Source organism: Streptomyces coffeae (assembly GCF_016741875.1).
Lineage (GTDB): Bacteria > Actinomycetota > Actinomycetes > Streptomycetales > Streptomycetaceae > Streptomyces > Streptomyces coffeae.
In genome coordinates this window covers 13,554-27,853 of record NZ_JAERRF010000055.1, presented here as the reverse complement: position 1 = coordinate 27,853, position 14,300 = coordinate 13,554, and the positions used below count along the sequence as shown (strand labels likewise).

Sequence of the window (14,300 nt, the reverse complement as noted above, 5' to 3'; positions counted from 1 at the left end):
CCTGTTGCCGCGGACGTTGCATGCTGATGTGTCGTCCTCGCATGTGGACTGGACGGCGGGCGATGTGCAGGTGTTGACGGAGAACACTGCCTGGCCCGAGATGAGTCGCCCCCGCCGCGCAGGCATTTCGTCGTTCGGGCTCAGTGGCACCAACGCGCATGTGATTCTGGAGGCGGGGCCTGCGGTGGAACAACCGGTCGAGGAGCACGGGGCTGGCCTGAGCACGGTGCCCTGGGTGGTGTCTGCCAAGACTGAGGGCGCTTTGCAGGCACAGCTCGACCGGATCCGGTCGGCTGCCGAGGAACAGCGTCTCTCGCCTGTCGATGTCGGTTTCTCGCTGGCCACAAGCCGTTCGCTGTTCGAGCACCGGGCGGTGTTGCTTGCCTCCGATCAGGGAGTGGCTGAGGCGGCTCGGGGTGCGGCCGGTGAAGGCTCAATGGCGTTCCTGTTCTCCGGCCAAGGCGCGCAGCGGCTGGGGATGGGACGGGAGCTCTACGACCGGTTCCCGGTCTTCGCTGAGGCCCTCGACAGTGTGCTCACGCATCTGGACGGTCCTGTGGGGGAGGTGATGTGGGGCGAGGATGCCGAGGAGCTGAGCCGGACGGGTTATGCGCAGCAGGCGTTGTTTGCGGTTGAGGTGGCGTTGTTCCGGCTGGTGGAGTCGCTTGGAATACGGCCGGACTTTGTGGCCGGGCACTCGATCGGAGAGGTCGCGGTAGCTCATGTGGCTGGTGTGCTGTCGCTGGCTGATGCGTGTGTGCTGGTGAGGGCGCGGGCTCGGTTGATGGAGGCGTTGCCGTCGGGCGGTGTGATGGTGGCGGTCCAGGCGGCCGAGGGCGAGGTTGTGCCGTTGGTGGCGGGGGCGTCTGGTCGGGTGTCGGTGGCGGCGGTGAATGGGCCGTCGTCGGTGGTGATCTCCGGTGAGGAAGCAGCCGTGCTGGAGATCGCTGCCCACTTCGACGCCGAGGGGCGCAGGACGAAGCGGCTGGCTGTCAGTCATGCGTTCCATTCGCCGTTGATGGATCCGATGTTGGATGAGTTCCGGTCGGTGGTGGAGGGGCTGGAGTTCGGCGCAGCGTCGATTCCGGTGGTGTCGAATCTGACCGGTGCTGTGGCTGCGGCAGAGGAGATCTGTTCGCCGGAGTACTGGGTACGGCATGTCCGTGAGACCGTGCGCTTCGCCGACGGCATCCAGACCCTCAGCACCGAGGGCGTAGGAGCCTTCCTGGAGCTGGGGCCCGATGGTGTGCTCTCGGCACTGGTCGGAGATCAGGTGCCGGATGCGGCGGTGGCGGTTCCGGTGCTGCGTAAGGACCGGTCGGAGGAGACGACGGCCATCACGGCGCTCGCACAGTTGCACGTGAGCGGCATGGCCGTGGACTGGCATGCGTTGTTTGCGGGGTCGGGTGCGCGGCGGGTGGAGTTGCCCACCTATGCCTTTCAGCGGCGTTGGTTTTGGCCGGTGGGTTCGGTGGGTGTGGGGGATGTGCGGGCTGTTGGGTTGGTGTCTGCGGAGCATCCGTTGTTGGGTGCGGCGGTGTCGTTGGCGGATTCCGATGGTGTGGTGTTCGCGGGTCGTTTGTCGTTGGCGTCGCATCCGTGGCTGTCCGACCACGTGGTGATGGGGCACGTTCTGCTGCCGGGTACCGCATTCGTTGAGTTGGCTATCCGGGCCGGTGACGAGGTGGGGTGCGGGCGGATCGAGGAGTTGACCCTCTCAGCCCCCCTGGTGCTGCCCGAGCAGGGCGCGGTGCAGATCCAGGTACGTGTCGGTGAGGACACCGGCGTCGAAGACAGTCGGCGCACGGTCACCGTCCACTCGCGACCGGACGACGAGCCTGGTGCGGCATGGACTCAGCATGCGACTGGCGTGTTGAGTGATGAGCCTGCTGAGCCCTTCAGTTTTGATGCCGCTGTATGGCCGCCGGTGGGTGCCCAACCGATCGACGTCGGGAACCGTTACGCAGAGCTCGCGGATGCCGGGTTCGACTACGGGGCGGTGTTCCAAGGGTTGCAGTCCGTGTGGCGGCTTGATGGGCAGGTGTTGGCCGACGTCGCACTGCCCGAAGGCACCGATATCCAGAGGTTCGGTGCGCATCCCGCGTTGCTCGACGCCCTTCTGCACGCAGCCGGATTCGCCGACGGCGCGACGGACGACGAAGGACTGGATGGCGACGGTCAGGGCAACGGTGGGGCGGCGCTGCCATTCTCCTGGGAAGGTGTGTCGCTGTTCGCCTCCAGCGCCACAGCGGTACGGGTCCGTCTGACACGCACCAGTCGGGACACCATCGAGATCAGGGCCGCCGACACGACGGGGAATCCGGTCTTCTCGGTGAACGGTCTGGTGGTCCGCCCCGTCACGCCTGAACAACTCGGTACCCGCCCGCACACGGGCGGAGACTCGCTTTACCGGCTGGAGTGGACCGAGTCGACCAGCCAGGCAGAGACCGCGCTGTCCGAAGTGGCCGTCGTCGATGTGCCGGACGATATCGCCGAACTGGTGAGAGCGGCCGGGATGGAGGTCCAGGCGTACCCCGATCTCGATGCCCTCGCGGCGGTGGACGACGTGGTGCCGGACATCGTGCTGACCCAGTTGAAAACCCCCCGATTGATCAGCGAGTCCGGTCACGGCACGGTGGAAGCCACCCATGCCACGGTGTCGCGTGCCCTATGGCTGGTGCAGGAGTGGCTGGCGGACGAGCGGTTCGCCAGCTCGAGGCTGGTTGTGCTGACCCGGCACGCCACCAGTGACGACCTGACAGTGGCTGCGGCATGCGGCCTGGTCCGGTCAGCGCAGACGGAGAACCCAGACCGGATCACTCTGTTGGACCTGGACCTGGACCTGGACCTGGACCTGGGCCTGGACTCGGGCCTGGACATGGACCGGTTTGCCCCGTTGTTGCGGAAGGCGTTGACGACACCGGATCCGGAACTGGCGATCCGGGACGGCCAGGTCCTCGCGGCCCGGCTGGGACGGATGCCGCTGCCTGCCCCGGCCACACCTGCTCCGGCCACGCACGCACAGGCTTCCTCGCCGGAGAGTGGCACAGCCTGGACCGGCGCAGGAACGGTGCTGATCACCGGCGGTACCGGAGGCTTGGGCGCGGTGCTGGCCCGGCATCTGGCGCGAGAGCACAACGTAACGGACTTGCTGCTGCTGTCCCGGCGTGGTCCGGATGCTCCTGGTGCGGCGGAACTCGTTGAGGAACTCACCGGATGGGGCGCCAGCACCCAGGTGGTGGCGTGCGATGTGGCCGACCGCGCGGCTTTGGAGCATGTGCTGTCGCAGCACGAGGTCACCGCGGTGGTGCACACCGCTGGGATCCTCGACGACAGCGTGATCGGATCGCTCACCCCGGAACGCCTCGACGCCGTGCTGCGACCCAAGGCCGATGCCGCCTGGCATCTGCACGAACTGACGCAGAACGTATCCGCGTTCGTGGTGTTCTCCTCGGCCGCGGGCACGTTCGGCGGCGCAGGGCAGGGCAATTACGCGGCGGCAAACGCCTTCCTTGACGCACTGGTCCGGTACCGCCGCAAGCGTGGCCTCCCGGGTGTCTCGCTGGCCTGGGGGCCGTGGGAGCAGGCGGGAGGCATGGTCGGTGAGCTGAGCCCCGCCGAGCGGGACCGGATCCACCGCGCCGGCTTCCCGCCCCTCTCCACCGAGCAGGGAGTGGCCCTGTTCGACGCCGCCCTGTCCACCCCGGAGGCGGTGCTGCTGCCGGTCCGGCTGGACCTGCCAGTTCTGCGTACCCGCGACGACGTGCACCCGCTGCTGCGGAGCCTGGTCCGCACCCGGCGTACGGCTGGTCAGCCCGCGGATCCGGGGCTGGCGCACCGCCTGGCCGGGATGGACGAGGACGAGCAGCGCGAGGCCCTGCTGGACCTGGTGTGCAGCCAGGCGGCGGCCGTACTCGGGCATGACGGGGCCGCCGCGGTCGAACACTCCCGCGCCTTCCGTGATCTCGGCTTCGACTCCCTGACATCGGTGGAGTTGCGGAATGGGCTGAGCGCGGCGACCGGGCTGCGCCTCACGGCCACGCTGGCTCTCGACTATCCGACGCCCATGGAGCTCGCGGCGTATTTGCACACGCGCTTGGTCTCGGAGGAACTGAGCGGTCAAGGTTCGATCCTCGCCACACTGGACCACTTGGAGCAGGCGCTCACCAAGGTGAGCGTGGACGCGGCAGCGCGCAAACAGATCGCCGGGCGGCTCGATGTCCTCAGGTCGCGGTGGGCGGCTCTGCAAGCGGAGGACGGGACCGGCGACCGCGGCTTCGATCTCGAATCCGCCTCGGACGACGAGATGTTCGCTTTCCTCGACGACGAGCTCGGCGGGTTGTGACCGGTGGCGACGTCCACCACGGCCAAAGACCACAGCCACCGAGCGCAGAAACCACAGAGAACAGAGAACAGAGAACAGAGAACGACGATGGCGAACCCGATGCTTTCCACAGGAGCAATGGGTAGGCAATGGAACCTTCCACTCCTCGCGAGGCGCGCAATGGGCGGACAGTGGAAATCTTCCACTGACGCAATGCTCGCACCTGGCATAGCTTGAGCGTGAAGCCATGGAAGAACTGAACTCGCGGTCCCACGGTTCATACCGAACCGGAAGCGGCGGGCGCGAGGAAACCAAAACACAGGCGGAGGACCAGCAGCGCATGGGCGGTCCGTGAGCCGAAAAGGCGAGAAAACGTGGGCATGGTCAAATCTGGCGGTGACACAGCGGTTGAGGTGCGCAACCTTGTACGCGCCTATCGGGGGCGCAAGGGGGAGCTGATCAAGGCGAATGACGGTGTGACCTTCAGCGTTCCCCGCGGGCAGGTCTTCGGACTCTTCGGCACGAACGGCGCCGGCAAGACGACACTGGTGTTGCAGTTGCTCGGCCTGCTGCGGCCCACCTCCGGTTGGGTCAGGGTCAACGGCATCGACGTATTGCGCGACCCGGAGATGGCGAAGTCCACCATGGGGTTTCTGCCACAGACGGCGTTGTCCATGAAGATGCTCGAAGTCCGCCGCGCACTTCACTACACCGGCAGGCTGCGTGGCCAGAGCGAGACCGATGCCCGCCGCCAGACCGATGAGCTGATCGAGGAGCTGAGCCTCGGCCCGTACGCCGATCGCCAGGTGGGCCGGCTCAGCGGCGGGCTGACGCGGCTGGTGAACTTCGGCATGACGATGATGGGCCGCCCCGAGATGATCGTGCTGGACGAGCCCACCAATGAGCTCGACCCGCATAACCGCCGTCAGATCTGGGACATCATCGAGCGGCGCAGCGCCCTTGAGGGCACCACGATCGTGCTGGTGACGCACAACGTGCTGGAAGCGGAGAAAGCCGTGCACCGGGTCGCCGTGATGCACGGGGGGCGGATCACCGCGATGGGCACGCCGGGCGAGCTCAAGGAGCAGATGGGCGCGCAGGCGCGGCTGGAGCTCTTTGTGCGTGAAGGCGACAGCCTGACAGAGGAGGAGATCGCCCGGCTCTCCACAGTCGGCCAGGTCAGCCAGGGCAACCGCAGCGGCAGTTACCTGATCGCCGCGGAGCCGGATCGCATGCAGGCGCTGCTCCATGTGCTGGTCAGTGATGTCGGGGTAGGGCGCGTCGATGACTTCCGCTTCGCCCGCCCCACACTGGAAGACGTCTATCTCAGTCTGAACCTGAAACAGGACGCGGACACTCCCGCTGCCAACGGGCAGGTGACCACCGAGGCTAAGCGGGGTGCCCAGGACCCGGAGGCGCTCCCGAGTGCCTCCGATCCGGCACCCGAAAGCGCGGAGATGGCCCCCGCCGTCGCGGGGAGCGACCGCCGCCTGACAACCGTTCCTCTGCCACGGGAGTTGGCTCTCCCCGCACCGGGGCCCCCCGCCTCCCACCGCACCCGGACGCGCGCCCTGCCGGTGCTGGCCCGGCCCGAGACCGCCGTCGAGACCGCCGCCGAGTCCGCCGCCGACCCAGCCCCTGAGCCCGTCCTTGAGCTCGTCCCCAAGTCCGCTCCCACCCCCACCTCAGTGCCCGATCCTGCCTCCGCGCCCGCCCCTGCGAAGCCCACTGGCCCGCGATCCGGAAAGCACCGCCGGGTACGGGTCCGGCTTCCCTTCCGGGCCCGGCTCGCGCGTTTCGGTACCTCCTTCAAGTACCTGTGGTTCGAGCACATGCTGAACATCCGCACCACCTGGCACATACACATGGTGTTCGGCATCGTCATGCCGCTGGCGATGGTGTTCGGCTTCTCCCGGATCGGCTCCGGGCTGACCGACAATCAGAGCCTGTACTACATCGCAAGCGGATCCGGTGTCTTCACCATCGCGGCTCTGGGCACCTCGGCGATCGCACAGCGGATGGGTGACATCAAGGCTGAGGGACTGATGCTGTACTACGCCTCCTTGCCGATCAGCAAGGTGGCCTTTGTGACGGCGTTCATCGCCTCCAGACTTCTGCTCATCGCGCCCGGCCTGGTGACCTCGCTGGTCTCGGTGCGGCTGATGTACGACCTCCAGCTGACCCTGTCTCCCCTGCTGCTCATCGTCTACCCCGTGACCACTCTCCCGCTCGCCGCGATGGGCCTGGTCATCGGCAGCCTGATCGATCGCACCGAACTGATCGCGCTCGTGGCCAACGTGCTGAACTTCATCCTGCTGCTGGGCGCACCGCTGATCATCCCGTCCCAGGCGCTGCCGCTGCCGCTCAGGGCCCTCAGCTACGTCATGCCGACCACCTACGGGGCGGATGCCATCCGGCGCAGCGTCAGCGACACCGTCGACACCACCTTCGCCATCGACATCGGCGTGCTGGCCGTGATGACGGTGCTGGCTCTCGGCCTGGCCAACCGGATGCTGCGCTGGCGTGCCGGATGACCCTCGCGCGCTGAGGTCGTCGATCCGGTGATTTCCCCAGTCGGGCCCTCCGTAGCATTCCCGCCCAAGCCGATTGAGTCGGCTCCTCGGGCTCCCTCAGGTGTTCCGGGGGCCTTGGGAGAGCCCTTCGGGCGGGCATGTGGAACATCCACGGATGGATTGCATTGGACGGAAGCGAATCCGGCATGAAGTTCCGGGTGCTGGGACCGTTGGCGGTTCTCGACCGTGACGGCCCCGTGAGGCTGAGCGGAATCAAACAGCGCGCGGCGCTGGGATACCTCCTGCTGCACCCGAACGACGTGGTGGCGACCAGTACCCTGCTCGCCGCCCTGTGGACCGGACGACCGCCGCCCACCGCGCGGAAGATGCTGCAAAACGCGATCTCCGGTCTGCGGGGCCTGCTGCCCGGCGGCGGGTCGGCGCGCGGGCCGATGCTGCTGACCCACGCGCCTGGCTATCTGCTGCGGGTCCATACCGACGATCTCGATCTGACGGCCTACGAGGCGATGGTGAAGGCAGGCCGGGCCCAGCTCGCGGCCGGGTCCTGGCCCGCCGGGGCGAAGCACCTGCGGGCGGCGCTGGACCTGTGGCGCGGCCCGGTGCTGGCGGACCTGACCGCGGCGGGCACCGACTGGCCCGAGCTGACGGCGATCCAGCAGGCGCGCCTCACCGCGCAGGAGGACGCCGTCGAGGCGGATTTGGCCTGCGGCCGTCACCACGAGGTGGTACGGGAGCTTCAGACGCTGGTCGAGACGGAACCGCTGCGGGAGCGGCTGTGCGCCGTGCTGATGCTGAGCCTCTACCGCTGCGGGCGCCAAGTGGACGCGTTGGAGGTCTACCGTCGCACCAGGACCGAACTGGCCGAACAGCTCGGCCTGGAGCCCGGCCGCGGGCTGCGGGACATGGAACGCGCGATTCTCGAGCACGACCCGGTGCTGTTCCGTCCCGACGCGCTGAGCATCCTCGCGCGGACGGATGAGGCCACGCGAGAGGGCACCTCGGCCGGGCTCTCGATGTCGTCCGGCGCGGTCGCACGCCCCCCGGCCCCGTTGTCCATCTCGCCCGCCATGGTCTCCCCTCCACCGGACGCGCTCGCACGCGCCCCGTTGTCCATCTCGCCCGCCGCGGTCTCCCCTCCACCGGATGCGCTCGCCCGCCCCCGGGCCACAAACTCCCGCCCGGCGGCCGAGCCATGGGCGACGCAAGCGCCCGCCGCCTCCGGCACAGCGGGCACGGGTCTCACCGAGCAGCACAAACAGCTCAGCATGCTGCTGGTGCGCGCCAAGGCCGGTGAGGCCCCACGGGGCGCTGGTCCCCAGGACTCCTTCCCACCGTCCAGCGGTCTCACGGCCACTATCCGTGAGGAGATCGAACGCCATGGGGGAAAGGTCTCGGGGGTGCTCGGCCCGGTCACCTTCGCCCTCTTCGGGGTTCCCCGCACTCGGGAGGACGATGCCGTCCGCGCGGTGCAGGCCGGGCTCGCCCTCCGCGAACGGCTGGGCGCGCGGGGCCCCGGAGCCTCCGGCCCGGGGCGGGGGACTGCGCCCTTGGTACAGGTGGCCGTGGCGACCGGGGACGTGCTGGTCACCTGCGCGGCGGATGGCAGCGGGGCGATTCCGGTGGTCAGCGGAAGCGTTCCGGAGAGCTGTATGGAGCTGCTCGAAACCGTGCCGCCGGGCGGGATCCGGGTGTGCTCGGCCACCCGTACGAGCAGTGAGCGCGCCATCGCCTACGAGCCGGGAAGGGCGCAGGGCAAGAAGCCGGGCAAGGTGCCCGGAAAACAGCCGGGAAACGAGCCGGGAGGAGGATCCGAACCCGTGGCCGTCCGGGCCGAGCACCCCCCGTCGGACGCTCTGGTGCCCTTGGTGGAGCGGGGGCGTGAGGTGGAGCAGCTGCGGGGGCTGCTCGGCGATGTGTGGCGGAGGCGGCGCCCCCACTTCCTGACCGTGCTGGGCGAGCCCGGGATGGGCAAGAGCAGGCTGGCCAGCGAACTCGCTCTCCTGGCGGCACACGCCCCGGAAGGGTTCGCCGTACTGACCGGGCACAGCTCCTGGGCCGACCAGGGCGCACCCCTGTCCGCTCTCGCACCCATCGTGTCCGCGGCCGCCGGTGTCGAGCCGGGGGACTCCGCGGCGGTGCGGGACGAGAAGCTGGCCCGCACCGTGCACGGTCTGTTCGGTACGGGTGAAACGGGCACATGGATCGCCGCGCGGCTGTGCGCGCTGCTCCGGCCGCCGGGCGTCGCCCCACCGTCGGACCTTGTGGCGGCGAGCGAGGCGGCGCGGCGATTCCTGGCGGAGATCGCCGCGCAACGCCCGCTGCTGGTCGTCTTCGACGATGTGCACCGGGCCGGCGAACCCCTGCTGGACTTCATCGAGTCCCTGGCCGACACGGCCGGTCCGGTGCCGATGTTCGTGGCGGTGACCGCCCGGCCCGAGCTGCTGGATGTACGGCCGGGCTGGGGCGGCGGCAAACGCGACGCTCTGACCCTCACCCTGGACCCGCTGTCCACGAGCGGCACGGCCACGCTGGTGGCGGCCCTGCTCGCCCGGGACGGAACCACGCTGTCCGGCGCGCCGCTGGAGGACCTGGTGGCCCGCATCGGCGGGAACCCGCTGTTCGCCGTCGAGTACGTCCGCACGTTGCGGGAACAGTCGCCGCCGGGGTCCTCCGTCCCGCCCGTGCCGCATCATGTCCATCGGGTGCTCGCATCATGGGTGGACACGCTCCCGCCGGATGCCAAGGCGGTGCTGTTCAACGCCTCCGCGCTGAATGACGTGTTCTGCGCCGAGGACATCGCGGCGGTGGGGTACGGAAGCCAGGACCAAGCCGCACGATGGCTGGACCACTTGGAGAAGCGTGACTTCCTGCGGCGCTCCCGGTACGGCTCGGCGTCCGGAGAAGCCCAATACGCCTTCCGGTACGCGACGACGCGCTCTGTGGTCGACGCGCTGATGTCCCGCCCGGTGCGCGAGGACCACCGGCGACGGGCGGCCGCCCGGAGCGGACCCGCGGCGGACCTGACCGCGTAGCACTGGTGGGGACGGTGCTGACCCACGTGCATGGTGCCGCTCCTCCGGGCCGATATCGCCCGTGTACGTGTTCAAGCACACTTGAGGAACGGCAATTCCACTGGATCCGGATCCGGATGGGCGCTGCCGCCGGACCCGAATCCGGACGTCACCGGAACCGGTGGCGGAAATGGCCGCGGAACACTCGGGAAAACCCGGGGCGTGAACGCAGACCATAGCGACGGTTCGCGGTGCGGGTCACTTCCCTCCCGCACCGCGATATTCCGTGGATGCCGGATTCAACTCCCGTGCTGAAAGGTATGGTCGTGCGCATTCTGTGTAGTCTCGCACTGTCGCCGTCGAACGCGCGTGCCCTCCTCCCCCTGGCGCGGGCCGCGGCAGAGAAGGGACACGAGGTCCTCGTCGTCGCACCGCCGGAAATGGCAGGTGTCTTCGACGGCGAACCGATACAGGTCAAACCGCTGTTCTCCGACATGGCCGAGATCGTGCTCAGCCTGCTCGAACAGCAGCGGATCGAGTTCAGCCCGAAGGATCCGTTCGCGCCCGACGTGCTGCTCGCCACCGCATGCGGCCCGCACGTCACCGACGCTTACCGCCAACTGCTCGCCGTGGCCGAGGAGTTCCGCCCCGATCTGGTGCTGCGCAGTGGCGTCGAGTTCGCCGGGTATCTGGTCGCCGAGACGCTGGGCATCCCGCAGGTGACGGCGCCCTCGGGCGGCGGCCAGTACCTGGAGCCGAAGCTGGCGCTGGGGGAGCTCAACCAGCGCCGCGCGGAACTGGGCCTGCCCGCGAGCGACACACCGGAGGCGATCTACGCCAACGGCCGCTTCGACTGCATGCCGCCCGACTATTCCTTCGCCGCCCACGACATCCCAGGCACCTTCGCCTACCAGCAGCCGGCGAGCATCGTCCGCGACGAAACCGAGCCGGAGTGGCTCAAGGACATCCCCGTGGACCGCCCACTCGTCGTTGTCTCCAGTACCCATGTGTTCGCCTCGCTGATGTCCAGCAGCGTCTTCCCCCGCATCCTGGAGCTGTTCTTCGGCGGCCCCGTCGCCGCGCAGCTCTCGGAGGGCACGGAAGGCGCCGCACCCGACCCCGCGGCCGTGGTCGACGCCCTGATGCAAGGGGACGCCAACCCGCTCAACGCGGTCGTCGAGGGACTGTCCGCGGTGGACTGCACGGCCGTCATCGCCACCCGCGGCATGCCCGTGAACCCGGACATCATCGGCGGCAACGTACGGCTCTTCCATACCATCCCGCAACCGCTGCTGCTGGAGAGCGCGCAGCTGCTCTTCACGCACGGCGGCTACAACAGCGTCCGTGAGGCGGTCCGCGCGGGGGTGCCGATGGCCGTCCAGCCGGAGCTCAGCGACCAGCTGCACAATGCCACCCGCGTCGAGGAACTGGGGCTGGGCCTGCGTGTGCCCGCGGTGACCGCGGACGCCGTCACCGAGACCTGCGCCCGGCTGCTGGCAGAGCCGCGGTTCGCACAGCAGGCGCGCAGGGCTCAGCGGCACATGCTCGCGCTTCCCCCGGTGCGCGCCGCCGTCGACCACCTCGTACGGCTCGCCGACCGGGCCCCCCAGCGCTGATGCGTCACACACCGCGGACGCAACCGGCGCCGGCCGTCCCCTCGAGGAGGAGAAGCACATGCTGGCCATGAACGGCGGACCACGAGTACGCACCGCCCCTTTCCCCGTCTGGCCGCAGTTCGACGACTCCGAGCGCGAAGCGCTCGTCCGGGCGCTGGACCACGGTTCCTGGTGCCGCTACGGCGGTGTCGAAGTGGACGCCTTCGAGGGCGAGTTCGCCAAGTACCACCACGCCGCCGGCGCGCTCGCGGTGACCAATGGCTCGCATGCGCTCGAACTCGCCCTGGAACTCATCGGGCTGCGCCCCGGTGACGAGGTGATCGTGCCCGCGTACACCTTCATCGCCACCTCCACCGCCGTGCACCGGCGCGGTGGGATCCCGGTGCCGGTGGACGTGGACCCGGTGACCCACTGCCTGGACCCGGCCGGACTCGAAGCGGTCGCCACCGACCGCACCCGAGCGGTCATCCCGGTGCACATGGGCGGCCTCGTGGCCGATATGGACGCGATCAACGCGTGGGCGGAACCCCGCGGAATCCCGGTGATTCAGGACGCGGCACACGCACACGGCGCGATGTGGCGCGACCGCGGTCTCGGCGAACTCAGCACCATGGCCACGTTCTCCTTCCAGAAGAGCAAGGTGGTAACGGCCGGTGAGGGCGGTGCGCTGCTGCTGCCCGGCGAGCTGTACGGCGAAGCGTTCAGCCGGCACAGCTGCGGTCGCGCCCCGGACCTGAGCCTGCGCACCGCATCGTCCAATTTCCGGCTCTCCGAGTTCAGCGCGGCGGTGCTGAGGGTGCAGCTCGGCCGCCTCGCCGAGCAGACGGCCCGACGGGAGCGCCGGCATGAGGAACTCACCGCGGTGCTGGCCGGTATCCCCGGTGTGATCCCCCAAGGGCGGGACGAGCGGTGCACGGTCAACCCGCACTACATGACCTCGTTCGTGCTCGACCCCGGGGAATTGGCCGGACTCTCCCGGGACACGGTGGTGCAAGCCCTGCTCGCGGAGGGCATCCCCGCCTTCGGTTCGTACCCGGCGATTTACCGCACCGAAGCGTTCCGTGCCGCCGAGAACGGCGCGGTACGGGTCGAGGACATCGCTCGGCGCTGTCCGAACGCGGAAGAGCTGGGAGCACGCGGAATCATGATCCCGCACCAGGTCCTGCTGGGGGGCCACCGCGAGATCGACGATGTCGCGAAGGCCCTCGCCAAAGTGCTGGCCCAGCTCCCTCGCACCGGCGGCGGACAACCCTGATCGGGCCGTATGCCCGCTGCGCCGCCCCGGCACCACGACTGACCACAAACCCTCCGCCCTGAACGGGCAGTTGACAGGATGGGAAACCACACGCGATGACCAGCGAACACCCGACCGGTCAGACATTCGAAGTCCTTGTTGTCGGCAACGGCGGGCTGGGCCTGTCCCTGGGCCTGACGCTCGCCCGGCGCGGCACCAAGGTCGCGGTGCTCGGCCGGGATGACCGGCCGTGGGCCGCCTCCACCGCGGCCGGCGCCATGCTCGGCACCTTCAGCGAGGTGACCACCACGCTGCTGGCGACCGAAGAGGGCCGCAGCAAGCTCGACCTCGGCGTTGAGGCGACCAAGCTCTGGGCGGAGTGGCTCGCGGGACTCGACGACCAGGGCGGTACCGGCGCGGACCTCCAGGTCGCCGATGGCACGGTCATGCTGCTCAACTCCGTCGGTGTCCCCGGCATCGACTCCGCCAACTACACCGCCATCCGGGAGTCCCTTGAGCAGTACGGGGAGCCGTTCGAGGACATCGACCCCGCCGACGTCGAATGGCTCGACCCCAACCCGACCACCCGGCCGCTGAAGGGCATGTTCCTGCCCAACGAACACGCGGTGGACGCCGCCGCGCTGCTCCAGCGTCTCGAAGCGGCGTTCGTCCGGGCCGGCGGGCAGCTGATCACCGGTTTCGGCGAGCGGCTGGTGCACTCCGGCGGCCGGATCACCGGCGTCCAGCTCACGTCCGGCGACACCGTCACCGCCGACCAGGTGGTGCTGGCCGCGGGCGCCGCCTCGCAGACCCTGCTCGACACCGTGCCCGAGGTGGCTGCCGCCATTCCCCGGCTGGTCTCCGGAGTCGGCGTCTCCGTGGTGGCACGTGTCGACCCGGACAAGCCCACGCCCAGGAGCGTGCTGCGTACCCCCAACCGTGCCTTCGCCTGTGGCCTCCACGTGGTGCCGCGCAGCCGCAGCGAGATCTACCTCGGTGCCACCAACGCGATCGCCGCGCAGCCCGCGGACGTGCCCTCCGTCCGGGACACCACCTTCCTGCTGCACTGTGCCCTCCGCCAGTTGCGCAGGGACATCGACGACACCGGGATCGCGCGGGTCCAGGTCGGCAACCGGCCGGTGGCCATGGACGGTTTCCCGCTCGTCGGCCGGACCGGCCTGGACGGGCTGTGGATGATGACCGGTACCTACCGTGACGGGCTGCACCTGTCGCCGCTGCTCGCACAGGAGATGACCCGGCGTCTGCTCGAGGAGGAGTCCGAGTACGACCTCAGCCGGTTCGGCCCGGTCCGCTCGCCGATCCAGGCACAGAGCCGCGCCGACATCGTGGACACGGCGGTGACGCACCTGATGGCCACCGGCTACGAGGACGAGTGGACCATCCCCAACGCCTGGCCGAAGGTCCTCGAGGCCCAGCTGCACGCGGACTTCGCACGGTTCGCCGCCGAACTGGACCCGGAGTACACCCCGCCGGCGGAGATCCTCGCCAAGGCCCGGGTGAGCCCGGGGTTCGCCAAGCAGGTCCGCGAGTACTACGCGGCCGGGCGCAGCGCGGCATGAC

6 protein-coding genes are annotated in these 14,300 nt (G+C 69.2%); all 6 read left to right on the top strand.

Annotated elements, in window-relative coordinates; all coding sequences use genetic code 11:
• A partial coding sequence (locus JK363_RS39900) for a type I polyketide synthase (RefSeq protein ID WP_201883239.1) occupies positions 1 to 4,345 on the top strand: 4,345 nt, incomplete at its 5' end.
• Positions 4,346 to 4,737: 392 nt separating this feature from the next.
• Positions 4,738 to 6,858 carry an ABC transporter ATP-binding protein/permease gene (locus tag JK363_RS39895; RefSeq protein WP_307822074.1) on the top strand — a complete coding sequence of 707 codons (2,121 nt, stop codon included), beginning with the start codon at positions 4,738 to 4,740 and terminating at the stop codon, positions 6,856 to 6,858.
• Positions 6,859 to 7,022: 164 nt separating this feature from the next.
• Positions 7,023 to 9,890, top strand: a complete 2,868-nt coding sequence (locus JK363_RS39890; protein ID WP_201883237.1) for an ATP-binding protein — start codon at positions 7,023 to 7,025, stop codon at positions 9,888 to 9,890.
• Positions 9,891 to 10,195: 305 nt separating this feature from the next.
• Positions 10,196 to 11,485: a glycosyltransferase gene (locus tag JK363_RS39885; RefSeq protein ID WP_201883236.1), complete on the top strand. Its 1,290-nt coding sequence runs from the start codon at positions 10,196 to 10,198 to the stop codon at positions 11,483 to 11,485.
• A 58-nt stretch (positions 11,486 to 11,543) separates the two neighbouring features.
• Positions 11,544 to 12,740 carry a DegT/DnrJ/EryC1/StrS family aminotransferase gene (locus JK363_RS39880; protein WP_307822072.1) on the top strand — a complete coding sequence of 399 codons (1,197 nt, stop codon included), beginning with the start codon at positions 11,544 to 11,546 and terminating at the stop codon, positions 12,738 to 12,740.
• A 95-nt stretch (positions 12,741 to 12,835) separates the two neighbouring features.
• Positions 12,836 to 14,299, top strand: coding sequence for an NAD(P)/FAD-dependent oxidoreductase (locus tag JK363_RS39875; RefSeq protein ID WP_201883235.1), 1,464 nt, complete (start codon positions 12,836 to 12,838; stop codon positions 14,297 to 14,299).
• Position 14,300: the final 1 nt, after the last annotated feature.

Excerpts from the sequence above, each read along its gene's own strand:
- JK363_RS39875 (WP_201883235.1), top strand. The coding sequence starts at position 12,836 with ATGACCAGCGAACACCCGACCGGTCAGACATTCGAAGTCCTTGTTGTC.
- JK363_RS39880 (WP_307822072.1), top strand. The coding sequence starts at position 11,544 with ATGCTGGCCATGAACGGCGGACCACGAGTACGCACCGCCCCTTTCCCC.